Annotated in this window: 18 protein-coding genes; 9 read left to right on the top strand and 9 right to left on the bottom strand. The window is 38.0% G+C overall.

Going from position 1 to position 20,809, the window contains the following annotated elements; all coding sequences use genetic code 11:
- Positions 1-40: 40 nt before the first annotated feature.
- Positions 41-1,207, bottom strand: coding sequence for a methionine adenosyltransferase (gene metK, locus AC1M9N_RS01465; RefSeq protein WP_035263794.1), 1,167 nt, complete (start codon positions 1,205-1,207; stop codon positions 41-43).
- A gap of 443 nt (positions 1,208-1,650) precedes the next feature.
- On the opposite strand from metK, the gene tkt reads away from it, so the two are divergent.
- Both tkt and AC1M9N_RS01455 read left to right on the top strand, forming a co-directional pair.
- The gene (gene tkt, locus AC1M9N_RS01460) at positions 1,651-3,639 is read left to right on the top strand and encodes a transketolase (protein WP_481589912.1); all 1,989 of its coding nucleotides are present in this window, start codon (positions 1,651-1,653) and stop codon (positions 3,637-3,639) included.
- A gap of 114 nt (positions 3,640-3,753) precedes the next feature.
- Entirely contained in the window at positions 3,754-3,969 is a 216-nt protein-coding gene (locus AC1M9N_RS01455; RefSeq protein ID WP_035263790.1) for a hypothetical protein, read from the top strand.
- Between the two features lie 59 nt (positions 3,970-4,028).
- On the opposite strand, the gene AC1M9N_RS01450 is transcribed toward AC1M9N_RS01455, so the two are convergent.
- Positions 4,029-4,556, bottom strand: coding sequence for a nuclear transport factor 2 family protein (locus AC1M9N_RS01450; protein WP_481596990.1), 528 nt, complete (start codon positions 4,554-4,556; stop codon positions 4,029-4,031).
- Positions 4,557-4,886: 330 nt separating this feature from the next.
- On the opposite strand from AC1M9N_RS01450, the gene AC1M9N_RS01445 reads away from it, so the two are divergent.
- Positions 4,887-5,474 carry a YceI family protein gene (locus AC1M9N_RS01445; protein WP_092766398.1) on the top strand — a complete coding sequence of 196 codons (588 nt, stop codon included), beginning with the start codon at positions 4,887-4,889 and terminating at the stop codon, positions 5,472-5,474.
- 47 nt (positions 5,475-5,521) lie between these two features.
- Here the strand turns inward: AC1M9N_RS01445 and AC1M9N_RS01440 are convergent, their stop codons facing one another.
- The 3 genes from AC1M9N_RS01440 to AC1M9N_RS01430 all read right to left on the bottom strand — a co-directional run bounded on the left by AC1M9N_RS01440 (position 5,522) and on the right by AC1M9N_RS01430 (position 7,600).
- On the bottom strand, positions 5,522-6,148 hold the full coding sequence (locus tag AC1M9N_RS01440) for a LysE family transporter (RefSeq protein WP_481587113.1): 627 nt from the start codon (positions 6,146-6,148) through the stop codon (positions 5,522-5,524).
- Positions 6,149-6,242: 94 nt separating this feature from the next.
- On the bottom strand, positions 6,243-6,944 hold the full coding sequence (locus tag AC1M9N_RS01435; protein WP_481954142.1) for a glutamine amidotransferase: 702 nt from the start codon (positions 6,942-6,944) through the stop codon (positions 6,243-6,245).
- A gap of 83 nt (positions 6,945-7,027) precedes the next feature.
- Positions 7,028-7,600 carry a TetR/AcrR family transcriptional regulator gene (locus AC1M9N_RS01430; protein ID WP_481954141.1) on the bottom strand — a complete coding sequence of 191 codons (573 nt, stop codon included), beginning with the start codon at positions 7,598-7,600 and terminating at the stop codon, positions 7,028-7,030.
- Positions 7,601-7,686: 86 nt separating this feature from the next.
- On the opposite strand from AC1M9N_RS01430, the gene AC1M9N_RS01425 reads away from it, so the two are divergent.
- The 3 genes from AC1M9N_RS01425 to AC1M9N_RS01415 all read left to right on the top strand — a co-directional run bounded on the left by AC1M9N_RS01425 (position 7,687) and on the right by AC1M9N_RS01415 (position 10,236).
- Entirely contained in the window at positions 7,687-8,457 is a 771-nt protein-coding gene (locus AC1M9N_RS01425; RefSeq protein WP_481954140.1) for an SDR family oxidoreductase, read from the top strand.
- A 22-nt stretch (positions 8,458-8,479) separates the two neighbouring features.
- On the top strand, positions 8,480-9,082 hold the full coding sequence (locus AC1M9N_RS01420; protein WP_481589915.1) for a 2-hydroxychromene-2-carboxylate isomerase: 603 nt from the start codon (positions 8,480-8,482) through the stop codon (positions 9,080-9,082).
- Between the two features lie 101 nt (positions 9,083-9,183).
- Positions 9,184-10,236 carry an NAD(P)-dependent alcohol dehydrogenase gene (locus AC1M9N_RS01415; RefSeq protein ID WP_481954139.1) on the top strand — a complete coding sequence of 351 codons (1,053 nt, stop codon included), beginning with the start codon at positions 9,184-9,186 and terminating at the stop codon, positions 10,234-10,236.
- Between the two features lie 59 nt (positions 10,237-10,295).
- On the opposite strand, the gene exaC is transcribed toward AC1M9N_RS01415, so the two are convergent.
- On the bottom strand, positions 10,296-11,807 hold the full coding sequence (gene exaC / locus AC1M9N_RS01410) for an acetaldehyde dehydrogenase ExaC (protein ID WP_180027767.1): 1,512 nt from the start codon (positions 11,805-11,807) through the stop codon (positions 10,296-10,298).
- A 204-nt stretch (positions 11,808-12,011) separates the two neighbouring features.
- On the opposite strand from exaC, the gene AC1M9N_RS01405 reads away from it, so the two are divergent.
- Positions 12,012-13,187 carry a sigma-54-dependent transcriptional regulator family protein gene (locus tag AC1M9N_RS01405; protein WP_481595370.1) on the top strand — a complete coding sequence of 392 codons (1,176 nt, stop codon included), beginning with the start codon at positions 12,012-12,014 and terminating at the stop codon, positions 13,185-13,187.
- Positions 13,188-13,389: 202 nt separating this feature from the next.
- Here the strand turns inward: AC1M9N_RS01405 and mdh are convergent, their stop codons facing one another.
- The 3 genes from mdh to AC1M9N_RS01390 form a co-directional block, all read right to left on the bottom strand.
- The gene (mdh, locus tag AC1M9N_RS01400) at positions 13,390-14,562 is read right to left on the bottom strand and encodes an iron-dependent methanol dehydrogenase (RefSeq protein ID WP_481954138.1); all 1,173 of its coding nucleotides are present in this window, start codon (positions 14,560-14,562) and stop codon (positions 13,390-13,392) included.
- 306 nt (positions 14,563-14,868) lie between these two features.
- Positions 14,869-15,834, bottom strand: a complete 966-nt coding sequence (locus AC1M9N_RS01395; protein WP_481612698.1) for an alpha/beta hydrolase — start codon at positions 15,832-15,834, stop codon at positions 14,869-14,871.
- Between the two features lie 51 nt (positions 15,835-15,885).
- Positions 15,886-16,716 carry an SDR family oxidoreductase gene (locus AC1M9N_RS01390; RefSeq protein ID WP_092766390.1) on the bottom strand — a complete coding sequence of 277 codons (831 nt, stop codon included), beginning with the start codon at positions 16,714-16,716 and terminating at the stop codon, positions 15,886-15,888.
- Positions 16,717-16,945: 229 nt separating this feature from the next.
- Between AC1M9N_RS01390 and AC1M9N_RS01385 the strand changes: the two genes are divergently transcribed.
- Positions 16,946-18,970, top strand: a complete 2,025-nt coding sequence (locus AC1M9N_RS01385; RefSeq protein ID WP_481954137.1) for a hypothetical protein — start codon at positions 16,946-16,948, stop codon at positions 18,968-18,970.
- 113 nt (positions 18,971-19,083) lie between these two features.
- Positions 19,084-20,799, top strand: coding sequence for an AAA family ATPase (locus AC1M9N_RS01380; protein WP_481954136.1), 1,716 nt, complete (start codon positions 19,084-19,086; stop codon positions 20,797-20,799).
- Positions 20,800-20,809 lie beyond the last annotated feature (10 nt).

Below are 20,809 nucleotides of genomic sequence, written 5' to 3'. Positions count from 1 at the left end.
TAAAAAAGCCCACATCAATGTGGGCTTTTTTATTTGGAAATTACAAACCAGCTGATGCTTTAAGCGCTTCAACCTTGTCTGTCTTTTCCCAAGTGAATGCAGTATCAGAACCTTCACGACCAAAGTGACCATATGCAGCAGTTTGCTTATACATCGGTTGAATGAGATTCAACATACGTGTAATACCATACGGACGTAAATCGAAATGCTCTCGTACCAATGCAATAATCAATTCTTCAGAAACCTTAGCAGTATTGAATGTATTGATTGAGATAGATGTTGGTTCAGCAACACCAATCGCATAAGACACTTGAATTTCACATTTATCGGCTAAACCAGCGGCAACAATATTTTTTGCAACATATCGACCAGCATAAGCAGCAGAGCGGTCTACTTTAGATGGATCTTTACCAGAGAAAGCACCACCACCGTGACGAGCCATACCACCATATGTATCTACAATGATTTTACGACCTGTTAAACCACAGTCACCGACTGGACCACCAATCACAAACATACCAGTAGGGTTGATATGGAATTTGGTATCCGCATGGAACATATCTGCTGGAATCACTTTTTTCACGATTTCTTCAATGACAGCTTCTTTTAAATCAGTCTGTGAAATCTCAGGATCGTGTTGAGTCGATAATACGACCGCATCTAAACGAACAGGTACGCCATTTTCATATGCAAAAGTCACTTGGCTTTTCGCATCTGGACGTAACCATGGCAGACTTCCGTTACGACGAAGTTCTGCTTGTTTTTCCATAAGACGGTGCGCATACGAAATAGGAGCAGGCATTAAAACATCTGTTTCGCGACTTGCGTAGCCAAACATTAAACCCTGATCGCCAGCACCTTGATCTTCAGGTTTTTGACGATCTACACCTTGAGCAATTTCAGGAGATTGTTTGCCAATCATGTTGATAACAGCACAAGTTGAACCATCGAAACCTAAATCAGAATGATGGTATCCAATGCCGTTTACGGTTTGGCGTACAATTGCTTCAAAGTCTACATTTGCAGTTGTTGTGATTTCACCTGCAAGAACAACAGCACCTGTTTTTACAAGCGTTTCACAAGCAACCCGTGCATATGGGTCTTCTTTTAAGATTGCATCCAAAATAGCATCACTGATTTGGTCAGCCATTTTATCTGGATGGCCTTCGCTTACAGATTCTGAAGTAAATACAGCGTACTCGCGCATAAGTCCTATCACAGTTATTTCTAAAGACGCAATATGGTACATCGACTTAACGTTAAGGACTAGCTTAACCTGACTAAAAAGCATGAATTTATGTCATTTTTGTGTTTTTTTAATTGATATCATCATCTGTTAAATTGATAAGTGAAAACTTTTGTATAAGACTTATTCTTTTTAAGACTGAGCTGAAATAAAAAACAGCTTAAGTGGGTACGAAAGAATATGAATATATGATTCAACATCAGTACTTTAAAAAAAGGCCAAGCGACTAAAAAATATTGGATTGAATTGAATATTGGTAAAACCGACTCGCATTGTATGAATTTTTTCGCTTTAGGGCTGAAATATACGTTTCTGGGCTTTACGCTGTTTGATTTTTTTAAGACAATACACCCAGTTTTTGAATTTTATTCATTTCCCATCTTTAATTTATCGGACACTGATCTATGACAACCCCGCTGAATGAACGTCGCATTGCTAACGCAATTCGTGTACTTGCAATGGATGCTGTGCAAAAAGCAAATTCTGGACATCCAGGTGCACCAATGGGGATGGCTGATATTGCTGATGTTGTATGGCGTGAATTCTTAAATCACAATCCGACAAACCCTCAGTGGGCTAACCGCGACCGTTTTGTATTATCAAATGGTCATGGCTCAATGCTTCAATATGCATTATTACATTTGACTGGCTATGATCTTTCAATTGAAGATTTAAAAGCATTCCGTCAATTGCACTCAAAAACACCGGGTCACCCAGAATTAGGTTATGCACCTGGTATCGAAACAACCACTGGTCCATTGGGTCAGGGTATCGCGAATGCTGTTGGTTTTGCTTTGGCTGAAAAAACCTTAGCAGCGCAATTCAACAAAGAAGACATTAAAGTCGTTGATCATTTCACTTACTGTTTCTTAGGTGACGGCTGTTTAATGGAAGGTGTTTCTCATGAAGCATGTTCATTGGCAGGTACTTTGGGGCTAGGTAAATTAATTGCTTACTATGACGACAATGGTATTTCAATTGATGGTGAAGTAGAAGGTTGGTTCTCTGACGATACAGAACAACGCTTCTTAGCTTATGGCTGGCAAGTATTGAAAGTTGATGGTCACGATGCAGATGCATTACGTGCGGCAACTTTAGAAGCTAAAGCTGAAACGAAGAAACCAACAATCATTATCTGTAAAACGATTATTGGTTTAGGTTCACCAAACAAACAAGGTAAAGAAGATTGCCATGGTGCACCACTGGGTAACGACGAAATCGCATTAACACGTGAAGCGTTGGGTTGGACTGAAGGTCCATTCGAAATTCCTGCTGACGTTTATGCTGCATGGGACGCGAAAGAAAAAGGTCAACAAGCAGAAGCAGCTTGGAACGAAGTATTTGCACAATATGAAGCAAAATATCCAACTGAAGCGGCTGATCTTAAACGTCGTTTAAGCGGTGAATTACCTGCTGACTTCGTTGCAAAAGCGGATGCGTATATTGCTGAAGTAAACGCAAAAGCTGAAACCATCGCAACACGTAAAGCAAGCCAAAATGCAATCCAAGCATTTGCCCCAATGCTGTCTGAAATCTTAGGTGGTTCTGCTGACTTAGCAGGTTCTAACTTAACACTTTGGAAAGGCGCACAAGGCGTTCAAGACAATGCTGCAGGTAACTACGTACACTATGGCGTACGTGAGTTCGGTATGACTGCAATCGCAAACGGTGTTGCACTTCACGGTGGGTTCATTCCTTACGTAGCAACATTCCTCATGTTTATGGAATATGCACGTAACGCAGTACGTATGTCTGCATTGATGAAACAACGTGTGATTCATGTTTACACACACGATTCTATTGGTTTGGGTGAAGATGGTCCAACACACCAACCAATTGAACAAATCGCATCTTTACGTGGTACACCAAACCTCAACACATGGCGCCCATGTGACACAGTTGAAGCAGCAATTTCTTGGAAATCTGCGTTAACACGTTCTGAAGGTCCAACTGCGTTGATCTTCTCTCGTCAAAACTTAGCATTCCAAACACGCACAGAAGCACAAATTGCTGATGTTGCGAAAGGTGGTTATGTATTGGCTGAAGAAAAAGGCGAATTGAAAGCGATTATCATTGCAACAGGTTCGGAAGTTGCATTGGCAATGGAAGCTTATGCACAGCTTGAAGGTGTGCGTGTTGTGTCTATGCCATGTGCTGAAGAATTTGTTAAGCAAGATGCTGCTTACCGTGAGGCAGTTCTTCCATCTAACATTCGTGCACGTGTTGCTGTTGAAGCGGCTCATGTTGACTACTGGTGGAAATTCGTAGGTCTTGATGGTCGTGTGATTGGTATGACTACGTATGGCGAATCTGCACCAGCGAAAGATTTGTTCCAACACTTTGGTATTACGACTGAAGCAGTTGTCGCAGCAGTGAAAGAAATTACTGCTTAATTCTTAGAATTAAGTGTTTTAAAAGGCGTCCCAACTGTGGGGCGTCTTTTTATTTTTATGTATCTATATAGATACATTCATTCCCTAGATTTCAGATTGGAAGTGAGTAGCGCAATGAGTTTGTATGAGCAAATTAGTGATGAAATTACTTTAATGGATGCGGGTGAGCAAAAGTGGATTGGTGAAGACTTACCACTTGAAGCGATGGTAGCAGTAGAATTATTGCTACAAGATATGGCTGAAGAGAAAATCATTAAAGTACGTCGAAAAAATCGTGAAAAAACTTCAGGATTAAAACAGATTGATCGTATTCTGATTGAAAAGCTTTAACAGTCATAAAAAAGCCTCTTATGAGGCTTTTTTATTATCCTATTTTTATTATTTTACAGTTAATTAGCCGTAGTTTCTGACACGGTAAAATTTAATTTTGGATCAGCATTTTGTTGAATTGTCCATTCACCACTTACTCTGAAAGATGCTGCTGAAGCATAAGTATCTTCCATAAACTGGAAATACGTGATTAAGCCATCTTTAACTATTGCTTTAATTGAAAAAGGTGAAGTAAAAGTGCGCTTAGCGTGAACAGATGTATAGGTAAATTGTCCGAATACAGCCACTGTTTCATCTTCAGCTAAAATATCTGTGATTTGAAAATCATCGATCGTCCAATAAGTTCCGACATTAGAAAAAGTATATATATAGACATCACGACCTGTAGAAGTACCAGCCCAAGGTTCAATTTGTTTAAGTTCAGGATTGTTGAAATTTAGCGAAGTATAAATGGCATCTTCAGCCACTAACTTTTCTGAAGCAATCGCTACTCTTGATTTATCAGTATTATATAAAAAAGCCAATACGACATCTTTAGGTGCTTTAGTTTTAAGCGCTTTATCAATCGCTTGTTGTTGTTCACTCATCATTATTCTCCAGTTCAAAGTGGTAATTTTAGTATTATAAATGAGACAAAATATTAGTATATTGTATAAATGTTTAATTTAATCTCATATTTAAGATATGTGTTGATGTTAACTGCTTATTAGGAGAAAGCTTAAAGATGAAAAACATGATCTATACACAAGTGATAGTCATAATCTGATCAAATTGATTTGATAAAAGTGACACCTTCTTAAGGTGCGTTCTAATCTTGCAACAAACTGTTCTATCTGTACTGATGCAAGAATTTCAGAATGCTATACATTATTCACTATCCATTTCATAAATGTTTTAAAAAATTCGAGGAAAAATTGATGAACTTTAAAACAATAGCGTTAAGTGCCGTAGTGCTTTCTGTAGCAACAGTTTCAGTTGCTAAACCAGTTGAGTATAAAATTGATCCAACTCATACAGCGACAGTATTTACTTGGGATCATTTTGGTTTTTCTACACCCTCAGGTAATTTTAGCGATATCCAAGGGACGATCAAAGTAGACAATGAAAAGCCTGCGAATTCAGCAGTGAATGTTACAATTCCACTTTCAAGTATCAATACAAATGTTAAAGCATTAGATGAACATTTATTGAAACCAGATTTCTTTGATGCTGAAAAATATCCGAATATCACTTTTAAAAGTACTAAAGTTCAACCAAATGGTAAGAACAAGTATAAGATCACAGGTGATCTAACGATTAAAAATGTTACTAAGCCTGTCGTACTAGATGCTGTTTTGAATAAACAAGCTGAACATCCTATGACGAAAGCTCAGTCTATTGGTTTCAATGCAACGACTTCATTTGACCGTTCTGCATTCGGTGTTGGAGCATATGTGCCTAATGTAGGCGACAAAATCACGGTGAATATTACGACTGAAGCTTCAGTCGCAACTGATAAGAAATAATATTCTTCAAAAACAGTACATTTAAGAAAGCACCTACGGGTGCTTTTTTAATCGCGATTAAAAATTAAGAAACATCCAAAACTGATAAAAATACTACCTGTTATAAGATCAATCTTCTTACTGATTTTTTGATATATTGTGTTTACTTGTTTAGCAGAAAAAATAAAAGCAACTATCGCAAACCAAATCAAGCTTTCAATAAAAATTAACATTAACAGTGAACTCTGCTGTATCAGAGTTGCATCACTATTCATCGCAAGCGCAAAAACACTACTGAAGTAAACTAATGCTTTAGGATTTGCCATATTGGTGAGAAAGCCTTGAATGAGTAAAGAACTGTATTTTTTCTTGACTATGCCTTTTGTAACGTAAGCTGAAGCAGGTTCTAATTTCGTTAGCCCTGATTTAAAGAGTTGAATGCCTAAATAAATGAGATAAACCCCTCCTAAAATCATCATAATTGTTTGGAGCCAAGCCATTTTTTGGAATAGATAGTGTAATCCACTCATAGCACAAATTGCCCAAACTAAAATACTAAGAGAAATTCCTAATGCTGCAAAAAGTGCATGTATGCGAGACTGTCGAACGGCACTTTGCGTGACAAATAAAAAATCTGGTCCAGGACTAATAAGTGCAAAGAAATGAACGATGGCTAAACTGAACAGTGGTGACATTTATATCTTCATTATAATTTTTGGATATTGAATTTAGGTATAGCATAATCCAATATCCTGATCTACAGTTGGGTTGAAGGCATTCAAATCAAAATCATTTAATCTGTTCAATAAAACGGCTTAAGATTGAACCTGCCACAGATTCTAGCTTTTCAGCATAACGGTGGTTATCTGCACGTAATTGAGTAATATCGATACCCGCTTTACGCAATTCGCAAGTATGACCAATCAACCATTTCTCTAAACTATCTGAGGTCACTTCAGGATGGAACTGGAGTGCTAAAATATTAGATCCAACTTGAAAAGCCTGATTTTTATAAATTTGAGTGCTCGCCAGAAGTTTCGATTGCGCGGGAAGATCAAAGGTATCACCATGCCAATGCAAAACTGGCACACTATTTAAAGAATTTAGAACGTTGTCTTGCTCATTTATAATATCTACCGTACTCCAGCCAATTTCTTTGGTGTGGCCGGCATATACTGCACTACCCAAGGCTTTTGAAATGAGTTGAGCACCTAGACAGATGCCAAGCGTAGGGCGTTGAAGTTTTAATCTTTCTTTAAGTAAGTCTATTTCTGTTTGTAGGAAAGGGTAATCTTCTGTTTCATAAACACCAATCGGTCCACCCAAAATAATGGTCAGACCTTCGTAGTTTAATGCTACTGAAAGATCATCCACACCTGCATCAAAATATCTGACCCGATAACCCAGTTGATATAGTGTCTCCTCAAAAGAACCTAGATCTTCAAAGGCTAAATGCTGTATTGCATATACTGTTTCAGGAAGCTTTCTCATGATGTGACGTTCTTAAAAGAATGATGAGGAAATTATAGAGCTTTTGGAACTAAGGTTTCTTCCATAAAACAATATAAAACGATTTATTTCGCAATCCCATTTTTTAATAATGTCTTGAGCATAGCTAGACTAGAATTGAGAATATCTTTTTTTAAGCGTTCATCTTGAACTCCACGCGCTAATAGTACGGAGCCCACCATTTGACAGAGTATTGCCCAAGCGAAATCAGGTTCTGGAGCATGCTGCGCAAATAGTTTGTAACCACGCTGAAGTTCTTTTTCAAAACATTGTTTAATGTCAACATCAGCGCGTGAAACTTCAGCAGCAAGTGAGGGTAAAACACAGCCTTTTTCTGGGTGTTGAACGTGTAATAGAGAAAGATATCGGTTCATTTCAAAATCTAACCAAGATTCTGGATCTTGATGAGGATTCATTTCCCACTGTTGAATACTTGCTCCGATTTCAGATTCGATTAAGGCTTTAAATAAGTCGTTTTTTGAAGAAAAGTGAGAATAGAAAGCACCGCTGGTCATATTTGCAGCGTGCATAAAACCATCAACCCCAGTATTGTTAAAACCTTGTTTTTTTGCAAGTTCACCACTGGTTTTTAAAATATCACGACGTTTTTCTTCTTTATATCCTGCTTTATATCTCATATTGAATATTCAATAACCATTGACTGTGCCTCAAAACTATAACATAGTGATCGTTATAATAACGATCGTTATTTAATGGAGAGATGATGAACGATCAGCAGTCAGAAATTAATCATTCAGAAGAAAAATCAACATATAATAAGGTCGCACTGATCATTGGTGCAGGAGATGCCACAGGCAGTGAGATCGCAAAACGCTTTGCACGAGGTGGATATACTGCTTGTATGACTCGACGCAATGCAGACAAGCTTGCACTTGTCATCCGAGAGATTGAAGCACACGGTGGTAAAGCTTATGGATTTGCTTCAGATGCAAGAAAAGAAGATCAAGTGATTCAACTGATTGACACAATTGAACGTGACATTGGTCAGATTGAAGTATTGGTTTTTAATATTGGAGCAAATGTGCCGTGTAGCATTCTAGAAGAAACAGCACGTAAATATTTTAAAATCTGGGAAATGGCTTGTTTTAGTGCTTTTTTAAATGGTCGTGAAGTAGCTAAACGGATGGTCGCAAGGCAGCGCGGCACTATCATTTTCACTGGTGCAACAGCAAGCATCCGTGGTTCAGCATATTTCAGCGCTTTTGCTGGCGCTAAACATGCGTTAAGAGCCTTAGCCCAAAGTATGGCAAAAGAGTTAGGGCCTCATCATATTCATGTTGCGCACATCATTATTGATGGGGCGATTGATACTGATTTTATTAAAGATACTTTCCCTCATTTGTATGAAAAAAAACAGCATGACGGTATTTTGAATCCTCAACATATAGCTGATAACTATTGGCATATTGCTCATCAACCACGAGATGCTTGGACACATGAATTGGATTTGCGACCATGGTCTGAACAGTGGTAATCATATTTAATAAGGATAAGACATGACTACACAACAACAAAAAGTTGAATTTTATTTCGATCTTGGCAGTCCATTTAGTTATTTGGCTTTTTATAAGCTACAAGAAATCACCCAAAAATATAATGCAGTGATTGATTACACACCAATTTTATTGGGTGGAATTTTTAAGTCGACTGGTAACAAGAGTCCAATTGAGGTGCCTGTTAAAGGGATCTATTCAATGCAAGACTTAAGTCGTTGGTCAGATTATTATCAGATCCCGATGCAGATGAATCCATATTTTCCAATGAATACATTGACTTTAATGCGTATATTAACGGCAGTGAAAATCTATCATGATGAATATTTTGAAGTGATTTTGACCAAGCTTTTTGATGCGATGTTTAGAAAGCCCTTGAATTTAGCCGATCCAGAAGTTCTGATAAATTTATTTCAAGGTGATGCAATCGACGGTCAGCAACTTTTGGATTTAAGCCAAGATCCGGTGGTAAAACAAAAATTGATTGATGAAACAAACAATGCCGTACAACGAGGGGTGTTCGGAGCACCTACATTTTTTTTGCGGGAAAATATGTACTGGGGGCAAGATCGCTTGCATTTTGTAGAGCGCGAATTACAAAAATAAGTGAAAAAGAAATTAAATTGAGACTCAGCTAAATTTATTAAAAATATTGATGTGATATAACGAATAAGAGAGTACGAAATTAACAGCTTGAGGGAGTCACGATGATCCATAATGTTTTAGCTTACGCAGCGCTTGATTCTAAAAGTCCATTGGTTCCATATACGTTTCAGCAACGTCAAGCTCGCCCCGATGATGTCATTATTGATATTGAATACTGCGGTGTATGTCATTCTGACTTACACCAAGCGCGTAATGATTGGGGTTTTAGTCGTTACCCAATTGTACCTGGTCATGAAGTAATTGGTCGCGTAAAAAGCATCGGAGCATCGGTAACGAAGTTTAAGGTTGGAGATCTGGTCGGAATCGGGTGTATGGTAGATTCATGTCGTACTTGTTCAGCTTGTCACCAAGGTTTGGAGCAATATTGTGAAGCTGGCAATACACAAACGTATGGTAGTTTAGATCGCCATGATCAAACACCTACTTATGGTGGCTACGCACAAACGATCATTGCGAGCCAAGATTTTGTATTGAAAGTACCTGAAAATTTAGATACTCAATCCATTGCACCCATCTTATGTGCAGGGATCACGACATGGTCGCCGTTAAAACATTGGAATGTCGGTAAAGGCTCTAAAGTGGCTGTTGTTGGACTCGGTGGTTTAGGTCATATGGCGATTAAACTTGCTCATGCACTTGGTGCAGAAGTGACTTTATTTACACGATCAGCAAATAAAGAACAGGATGCACGTGATTTAGGTGCAGATCATGTCGTGTTATCAACAGATCCAACACAAATGAAATCAGTGAAAAATCAGTTCGATTTAATTATTGATACTGTGCCATATGATCATGATCTAAAGCCTTATATTCCGACACTTGCATTGAGTGGGACACTAGTATTGGTAGGCTATCTCGGAGAATTTAGCAGCAATTCCGTACCCATGATTATGGGAAGAAAATCAATCGCTGGATCGGTGATTGGTGGGATTCAAGAAACTCAAGAACTACTTGATTTTTGTGGTGAGCACAATATCGTGTCGGATGTAGAAGTCATTGATATGCAAAATATTAATGAGGCATTTGAGCGAATGCTTCAAAGTGATGTGAAATATCGTTTTGTGATTGATATGAAAAGTCTACAAGCCAGCTAATCCATTAAACTCCTGTAGCAGAAAAGAAGCGGCAATCTGCCGCTTCTTTAGCTTTTGTTTTAGAAGAAACCCATTGGTTTAGTAGAGTAACTCACCAATAAATTTTTAGTTTGTTGGTAATGATCCAGCATCATTTTATGATTTTCACGACCAATCCCTGATTTTTTATAACCGCCAAAAGCAGCATGAGCAGGGTAGATATGGTAGCAATTTGTCCAGACTCGACCTGATTGAATTGCACGTCCTGCACGATATGAAGTATGCGCTGATCGAGACCAAACACCAGCACCTAATCCATAAATGGTGTCATTGGCAATTTTGATGGCATCGTCGAAATCTTTAAATGTTGTCACAGCCAAAACTGGTCCAAAAATTTCTTCTTGGAATGTTTTCATGCTGTTATTGCCTTTGAAAATCGTCGGCTCAATATAAAAACCTTGTCCAATTTCTTCACGAGCTTGACCACCCGTAAGAATTTGAGCACCTTCTTCACGACCTGTCGCAATACAACCTAAAATTTTATCTTGTTGCTCTTGCGAGGCTTGAGCACCAATCATGGTTTCTGTATCAAGTGGATGTCCCGTTTTAATTCGCTTCACGCGCTCTACAGCCATCTCTAAGAATTTATCTGCAATACTTTCCTGGACTAAAGCGCGTGATGGACAAGTACAAATTTCTCCCTGATTCAGGGCAAACATGGCAAAACCTTCAAGCGCTTTATCTAGATATTCATCATCCTTATCCATGATGTCTTCGAAGAAAATATTTGGAGATTTGCCACCCAGTTCTAATGTCACTGGAATAATATTTTCGGTGGCATATTGCATAATTAATTGACCAACCGCAGTTGAGCCAGTAAATGCAATTTTTGAAATACGTGGATTTGTGGCAAGAGGGCGTCCTACTTCAACACCATAACCATTGACGATATTCAGCACACCTGGTGGTAAAATATCTTGTATCAGTTCAACTAAAACTAGAATACTGACAGGAGTTTGCTCAGCTGGTTTTAAGACAATACAGTTCCCCGCTGCTAATGCAGGCGCAAGTTTCCACGCCGCCATTAAAATCGGAAAGTTCCATGGAATAATCTGTCCAACGACCCCCAACGGCTCATGAAAATGGTAAGCGATAGTATCTTCATCGATTTCTGAAATACCACCTTCTTGTGCGCGGATACAGCCAGCAAAATAGCGGAAATGGTCAATACACAGTGGAATATCTGCAGCTAAGGTTTCACGGATAGGTTTACCATTGTCCCATGTTTCTGCCACAGCAAGTAATTCTAGATTCTCTTCTAAGCGATCTGCTATTTTTAATAAAATGTTAGAGCGAGTTGTTGCAGACGTTTTGTTCCATTCAGTTTTAGCGGCATGAGCTGCGTCCAAAGCGAGTTCAATATCCTCGACTGAAGAACGGGGAACTCGAGTAAAAACTTTCCCATCTACGGGAGAAAGATTATCAAAATACTCACCTTTTACTGGAGGAACCCATTTCCCACCAATGAAATTTTCGTATTGTGCTTTAAATTGAACTTTAGAATCTGGTTGATTGGGATCAGCGTAGCGCATAGTGTCCATCCTTTGGTTGTGCTGTAAAGTTATGGAAAATATCTTCGTCTTTGGTATTAGATATCTTCTATTATTGATGAGTTAACATAACCACAATAAGGTTGGAAAAAGGTTGGAATGATGAAGGTTTACAACTGATCAACAAATACTATAACTATAATAAGTACAACATATGCATATTGGGAAATGTTGAGATAATAAGGAATGAACTCAATGCAGACTCTTATCAAGCAAAGACAACAAATAGAAACACTTAGAGAGAAAATCAGTCTTTCAACTGTACAGGCGAAACAACTTGGTCAGCATATTTTAAAGTCTTGGCAAAGATCGAAGTTGGCAGAAATTCCGAAAGAGCGAATGGTAGCGCCGTTGATCACAACGAGTACTGTTGAAAGTAACAGCCTAAATCAAGCATTGAAAATATGTGAACAAGAGTTAAAACATGTTGCACAACAATCATCTATGGTACTTGCGGTAGGCGATATCAACAGCACCATTATTTGGACGGAAGCTAGTCAACAAATGCGTAAGGCTGCAGAACGTGTTCACTTTATTGAAGGCGGTCAATGGCGGGAGGAAGTGGTTGGAACCAATGCTTTAGCATTAACCTTGAAAACTGAAAAATCAAGTTGTGTGTTTTCAAATGAACACTATATGGAGTCTATTCATGATTGGGTGTGCTATGCAGCACCAATTGTTGATCCATTTTCGAAGCAACTCATTGGTGTATTAGATTTATCAACGACATGGGATCATCACAATAGTTTTGGACTACTCGCAGCAGAACGTTGTGCATCTTTAATACAATCAGCATTACTGAATTATCAACGCCAACATTTATTTATTCGTACCTTTGGAATTCCTCAAGTCATATTTAACGGACGTACCTTGGTGGTTACACCTAGACAGATTGAAATTTTGACAATATTGGCATTATGTCCTCAAGGGCTTAGCTTAGATTCGCTTCATCAAGCTTTGTATGGGGAGCGAAAGGTAAGCATGGGAACTTTAAAAGCTGAAATGTCGCAGCTTCGAGATTTATTGGGTGGAATGTTAGGCTCAAGACCCTATAAATTACTGGCTCATATTGAGGCTGATTTCCTCCGAATCGAAAATGCTTTAGACGTTGGATTTATTGATAAAGCTTTACAGCAGGTCAATGGTGTAATGCTCGCAAAAACAGAAAGCCCATTCTTATGTTCTTGGCGAAATTGTTTAGATTCGCGTTTGAGTGAAGCAATTTTTAACTATTGTGATGTTGAAGTGCTTTTAAAATACATTGCACGAAATCCTGATGCAGTTGATGCAATGGAGCGTTTAATGGAGTTGTCACCGCAAGATTATTCAACGCAACAACTTTTACAGCACTATCGTAATTGAGCCGAATTAAAGTAAAACACAACGGCCTAAAGCATATTCTTCGTATTGTTAACGTATTTTATCCTCATTTATTTATACCTACAAAAATTTAACGCCGCCGTTCCTGATGTAATGCACTATCAGATTCGATTGAGAATCAAAGAGTAAAAAAGAGAATCTGAAGTGTATCCAGATTCTCTTTTAGATCTAGCAACTCAAAAGTTTACATTGCAGCTTTAAAAATGTTGATGACTTGTTGGAGATCTGCTTTACGTGGGTTAGTGAGCATGCAGGCATCTTTTTGTGCATTTTGAGCCATCACTTCTAAATCTTCCTCTTTAACCGAAAGCTCTTTTAATCCTGTTGGAATGCCAATAGATTGAGAGAGGATTTTTATCGCATCAATTGCTGCATATGCAGCTTCATTAATGGTTAATCCTTCAATATTTACACCCATTAATTCAGCTATTTTGGCATAACGATCAGGGCAGGCAATTAAGTTGAACTCACAGACATGTGGGAGTAAAATCGCGTTACACACACCATGCGGAAGATTATAAAAACCGCCTAATTGGTGAGCCATGGCATGTACATAACCTAGAGAGGCGTTATTAAATGCCATGCCTGCCAAATATTGTGCATAACTCATTGCATCACGTGCTTCAATATTCTCACCATTAGCAACCGCAGGACTCAGCCATTGACTGATCATGCTGATGGCTTTTTCAGCACAGGCATCTGTAATTGGGTTTGCTGCTGTTGAAACATAGGCTTCGACGGCATGAGTAAGCGCATCCATACCTGTTGCAGCTGTCAATGCTGCAGGTTTTGCGATCATCAGTTTAGGATCATCTATGGCAATGAGTGGAGTGCAACGCCAATCGACGATTGCCATTTTTACATGAGTTTCTGTATTGGTAATAATACAGAAACGCGTCATTTCCGAAGCAGTTCCTGCAGTTGTGTTGATTGCAATAAGAGGTGTCATCGGAACGGTACTTTTATCGATTCCTTCATAGTCGCGAATGTGCCCACCACCTGCAGTCACTAAACCAATACCTTTAGCACAATCATGTGAAGAGCCACCACCTAAAGAAATAATAAAATCACAAGCATTATTATTGTAGGCTTCCACACCATCGTGGACATTAATATCAGTCGGATTAGGCTCGGCACCAGCAAATATGTAGCTCTCCACTTGCGCTTCTTTTAAATAGCCAGCGATGATATCTGCAACACCAAATTTGTATAAACCTGCATCAGTCACAATCAGTGCTTTTTTAGCCCCTAAATTTTGAGCTTTGGTTCCAACTTCTTTAGCACTACCTGGTCCGAAAAGTGAAACACAAGGGATATAAAAACCGTTTGTTTGGTCTGCAATATTTTTAAAAGCCATGGTGAGATTCCTTTTACCATTTATTGTTGTGTTCGGCGATATTTACCGTGTTTGCAGTATTGGACACGCTTGAGAAGATGTGTACCTACCAAATACCAACCCAATTTCTCCATGGCTCAAAACAAGAAACAGAAAGCAAGAAATAATATTTCAAATGGGTGAAAAGGAGATTGGTCGCAAAGGTCTGTGAAGACATGGGAACGTTGAAGAATAGAAATATTGTATGACCAAGAGAAAGTCCATTCAGCTTGATCAATACACATTAACAATCAAGACCAGTAAAATGAGGTCTTAGATGAACTGAATTTACAGATTTTTTGAAGAAAGCCAAGCAAAGAGTTGGTCATACACTTGCTGACGAACCAGTTTTTTTGAAAGAACCAAATCATGCAGGCCATCTTTAATTGTCATTACAGTGACATCACCTTGTAATCCTTTTGCATATTTTTCGATGGTTTTTACATCTAAAATCACATCAGAGGTCTGAACATCAATATTGTATTTCTTCGGATTGGTCGTGCGACTTGAGTGCATAACAAGGAGCGGAACTGAAATTTTAGGACCAGATTGAATTTTCTGTTGTGCTTTCACAACAGCACCAATAAAACTCAAATACACTTTGGTGTAGGTTTTAGGTTTAAGCTTGAGATCAAAACTCCATTCACCGTTCAAATTTTCGTGCAAACTCTTCACGTAAAACTTATTTAATTCACTTGGTAATTGCATCAACGGAAATTGCTGAGCTAATTTTGCAATCATTGGAAGCGCATATTTCTTTTTTAATACATTCATATTGAAATCATAAAATGGGCTGTTGGCCCAGATTGCTTTAATCAATGGATGATCAGGGTGTCGAATTGAAAAATAAGTGGCAGTTAAACCGCCTGTAGAATGACCGCATAATAATACCGATTCATTTCCGTCACTTTGAATTGTATTCAATGCGGCATGAATATCTTCATCATATTCGGTTAGGTCTTTCACAAAATAAGGTTTTTGATGCGGAAGTAGTGATCTACCGTATTTTCTAAGGTCAATGGCGTAAAACTGAAAACCTTGGGCATTAAATTTTTTCGCCATTTCTTGTTGAAAGAAATAATCAATAAAGCCATGGATATACAGCACAGCTTTAGTTGATGGAATATCTGATGGACGACGTACTAATGTTGCAATAACCTCACCATCATAATCAGGCGAAAATTTGAAAATATGTTGCTCAAATTTTTCACCTAAAATGTCGGGTTGGTATTGTAGCGTGGTCTCAGCACTCATTTTTTCGATCATCTATTGATTCATTCCCTGATTCAAAATTGTTTATATTGACTATAAATATTCTTTTAAAAGTTGTTCTGTCTCGTCAAACAATCGCTGAGCTAAACTACGATTTTTCGCATGTGCAGATTGAAAAGCTGGTGTTTGCAAACTTTTGTATTGACCTGTTTTCTTAGACCATTCAGGTGATAACGCAATTTGATGAATAAGATTTGCTGGTTTGTTGGGTGAGATTAAGAACAATTTTAAAGCGCGATATTGATAGTTAGGAAGCTCGCGATAAATTTCGGAATCCACACCACCTGGATGAATTGCATTACTGGTGATAGATGTGCCTTTGAGCTTTTCAGCTAAGGCATGACTAAATAGTAAATTTGCTAATTTACTATTTCCATAGCTGAGTACACCGTTATATTTTTTAACAGAATGAAATTTAAATTGATGTGTGTCAATTTTACCCAGAACATGCATCATGGATGCAAGATGAATGATACGGCCTGAAGGCGCGTTTTGAAGTAAAGGTAACAATTGTATTGTCCACACAAAATGTCCTAGATAATTGACACCTATTTGTTTTTCAAAACCATTAGCCGTTTCTTCTAATTTAGGCGTCATTAGACCTGCATTGTTGACCAAAATATCAATCTGTGAATATTTTTCTTTTAAAGTTTGTGCTGCAGATTTGACTTGATTTAAATCATTTAAATCTAATTCTACAATATCAATTTGACCATGACCTTTGGTGCTGATTTCTGCTTTAGCTTTCTGAGCTTTATCCAAATTACGACAGGCAAGTACGACATGATGACCATCTTCAACAAATTTTTTTGCTGTCGCTAATCCAATTCCTGTATTTGCACCTGTAATCACCACTGTTTTCATTATTGTCTCTAAAGTTCTTAGTATGAGATTGTTTTAATACAGTCAGAGCAGTGAGTCAAACGTACTTTCAAGAAATTTTCATATAATTGTTGCATGATACGAACTGCTAATGTGACTCATACAAAAGTTACAGAATCTGAATAGCACAACTCATTTTAAGATAGAATAATATAGTTATATCGTTGTTATTTTTAAAATTCTTCCAGTCTTTCTTATTTAGGCAAACTGTATGCTGGCGTGTCCTCCGCAAAATCCAAAGCAACGTCATCAATATACTGCACAGGCATTAATTGATCATTGCGATACACTCAAAGCCGTATTTCAGGATCAGTGGTTATATCTATGGACGATTACGCCTGAAAATTTATTCGTAATTGATCAGGAAAATAATAGCTTAGTGATCGCAGATGGACTGCTCACAGTTGAGTGTATCGATGATTATAAAATTCAATTTTATACATCCCACTCAAATGTCGAGATTCAAAAAATTGCGGATTTTATGTTCAATGATTTTAGTTTTATCTTTAATCATAAGGCCTCACATCATTCTTTATATTTAAAAACGAAAGTGCAGTTATTTCGTCAAATGCTGGTTGAAGAAGTCTTTAAATGGGTCGATGGAGAAAATCGTGTTGAACAGTGCCTCTATAATTTGACCGATCAGCAAGCGATGCAGTTAGATCGAATCATGATGCAAAGTGAGTATTATGATGAACCTCATTTGCTGAATTTCAGTCGATTTGGTGCTGAAATACCTCTGGAAGTTGAACTAAATTTTAAACATCTGTGTTTGGTCAATTCAGTTATGGGAGATAATTTTCTTGCAGTGCAAAAATTGATTCCAGTATACGATCGGTTAAGCACTTCAGCAGAATTAATGTTGCCAAAACGGTTATATCGTATGGCACAAATTTCTTTCGAAGAACAATTTAGCTTATCTCAATTGGTAGACTTAGAGCCTGATTTCAATTTACTCAAACAGCATAACGAGCAAACACCGCATTTATTAGGTTTTACACGTTGGATCAAACGAGGGTATTGGCAGTATCAAGATATTTTCAATAAACAAAATTTTTTAAATAAAGATGTGCAGTATTGGGTAGAAGATATAGCGCAACAGTCGCCACTGTTTATACACAAAAGAGCAGTGAATTGGTTATTTAAACAAGATTATCTTGTCATCGACTGGGTAAGTGAAAATTTAAAAGATCCCAATATTCGATTGGCCGTCACCGCTTTAAGTTTTGTGGATTGCTGTAAAGTACATCCGCATGTCATACAACTCTCGATTCAATATTTTGAACAGGTTATCGGTCGTTTATTTATTTCTGAGTGTTTACGTATTTCACAGCAACAATCATGGTTTGAACTATCTGCTGAGCATGAGCCGCTAAATGTTCAATATTCTAAAAAATCACAACCTCTCACGGCTTCTATTTTATATCTTAATGAATGGTTGGACTTGTTATGGTCATTGGATCAGCAAGGATTGAGTTCAGTGAAATATGTCTTTAAACGTATTTCTCAAGTGATGCAGTCTTATATGTTGTTTTTAAATGACTTAGTTAAATATCTACCTGATGAAATCATCAAATTTATTGAGCCCTCAACACAACATCAAACGCATTTTCATTTCTTGATGCAGCAGTATCATATCAATCTAGATGAGTTTAGGCAGCGCTTTAAACATCCAAACTCTCAATATAACCGAAGCAATAGTATTTTTGACTCTTATGTCGCAGATTATCTCATTGATTTTTTCCAACAAGATAGAACTATTTCGAAAAATATGACATGGCCCGCATGGTATCAGCAAGCAATACGTTGGCATCAGCATTTACATTATGTGGATACATTGACGACTTTGAAATTGAGACATGCTGAAAGTCATTGGAAACGAGTATCACCTCAAGCAGTCATGTATACAGAGAATTGGAAATTTGTGGAGTTGAATGAATTAGAGCAAATTATTCAAGAGTCTGTAAATTATAAACATTGCCTGGCTTTATCTTATACCCAAAGAATTATTGATGGTGAATATGTGGCGTTCCATATGTCAAATTTACATGATCCCTCACAGCATTTGACACTCGGTTGTTTTTTTAAATTCGATCAGCTTCATTTTGACCAACTGCGTTTGCCCAATAATGAAGTTGCTGATCTAAAGGTTGTGAGGGAGGCCAAAGAGTTTGTACATCAAGTCAATGAAATGTTGATTTGGAATTTTGGAGATCCGGAACAAATCAACAACTGATGCGCCTTAAATTGACGTATTCACGCGTTAACATGATCACAAGGCTGATTTTTGGCTTAACTTTTTTATGAAATGTCGTTAGGCTATGAGCGTTCAAATTAGGTTAAGCACATATGAAACAAGAAACTGCACTGAAGTTAATGAAAGCAGGAGAAAATGTCTTTTTGACAGGTTCTGCAGGTGCAGGAAAAACGTATACGCTTAATCAATATATTAATTATCTTAAGGCACGAAAAGTTTCAGTCGCCATTACCGCATCTACAGGCATTGCAGCCACACACATGAATGGGATGACCATTCATACGTGGGCGGGGATCGGGATCAAAGATTTTTTATCAGATGATGATCTAAAGCGCATGAAAGAGCGTAAATATCTCAAAGAGCATTTAGAAAATGCGCAGGTGTTGATCATTGATGAAATTTCGATGCTACATGCGAAGCAGCTTAATTTAGTTAATCAAGTGCTCAAGTTTTTTAAAGAGTCTGATGAAGCATTTGGTGGCATACAGGTGATTGCCGCTGGAGATTTCTTCCAGTTACCACCAGTCGGACGCAATGACGAAAAAAATCGAGATAAATTCTGTTTTATGTCCCAAGCTTGGGTAGAGGCGAAATTTCGTGTTTGTTATTTAACCGAACAACATCGACAAGATGACTCAGTCTTGAATGATATTTTGAATGCAATCCGTGCGCAAAATATTCAAGCTGAGCATATTCAAGCTTTACAACAAACGCGTGAGCAAGATATTGGTGAAACATTTACACGTTTGTATACCCATAATATGGATGTTGATGCCATTAATTATCGTCATTTAAATGAGATTGATGGGGATGGTCATCAATTTTGTGCACAAATGGATGGTAATGAAAAATTAATCGAGACATTAAAATCTTCCGTTCGTGCACCAGAAGAATTGACCTTAAAGAAACATGCCAAAGTCATGTTTGTAAAAAACAATTTTGATGTGGGTTATATCAATGGCAGCCTTGGTGAAGTCATTGGCTTTGAAGAAGTAGATGATCACGGGGTATTACCTAAAGTGAAATTAACAGACGGCACTGTTCTGGTGGTCGAACCTGAAACCTGGTCTGTTGATAATGATGCAGGAAAGACAATCGCGAGTTTTTCCCAAGTTCCTTTGCGGTTAGCTTGGGCGATTACTATTCATAAGTCTCAAGGGATGACTTTATCGGCGGCGGAAATCAATTTGGCGAATACCTTTGAAAAGGGTCAGGGCTATGTCGCCATATCTCGTTTGAAATCTATTGATGGTCTGAGGTTGCTCGGCTTCAATGAGCAAGCATTAGAATTAGACAGTTTAGCAATTAAAGCCGACCGAAGATTTCAAGAACTCTCTGATGAAGCAGAAGCGCATTTTGGTGATGCTGATTTAGAAGCGCAACATAAGGCATTTATTCGGCACTGTGGTGGCACACTCAATGAGCTTGAGATTAGTCGTAATGAGAAAAAAATTGCCAAAAATGCAGGCAAAGCCAATTATGCCACCGCGACTCTCGATGAAACTCGCGAACTCTTTGAAAATGGTTATGAAATTCAGGATATTGCGGTTGAGCGTGGTTTAACGCCAGCAACCATTATTAACCACTTAGGCAAACTCCATCGTGAGCAGGGGTTAGATATCTCGGTTGCTCATCCTGGGGATGAAGTCGTTGAACAAGTACGTAAAATCTATAAAAAATTACTTAAAAGACAGAGTCCTGAACATTTCGGTGAAGATGGTGCGATCAAGTTGCGTCCGATCGTGGAAAATACCAATCCGCGTATGGGCTATGACCAAGTGAGATTAGCCTTATTATTCATTGAATAATGAGTTACGC

This window comes from Acinetobacter sp. ANC_7655 (assembly GCF_056784015.1).
Note: the sequence above shows the minus strand (reverse complement) of the source record. Positions and strands in the feature narration are given on the sequence as shown.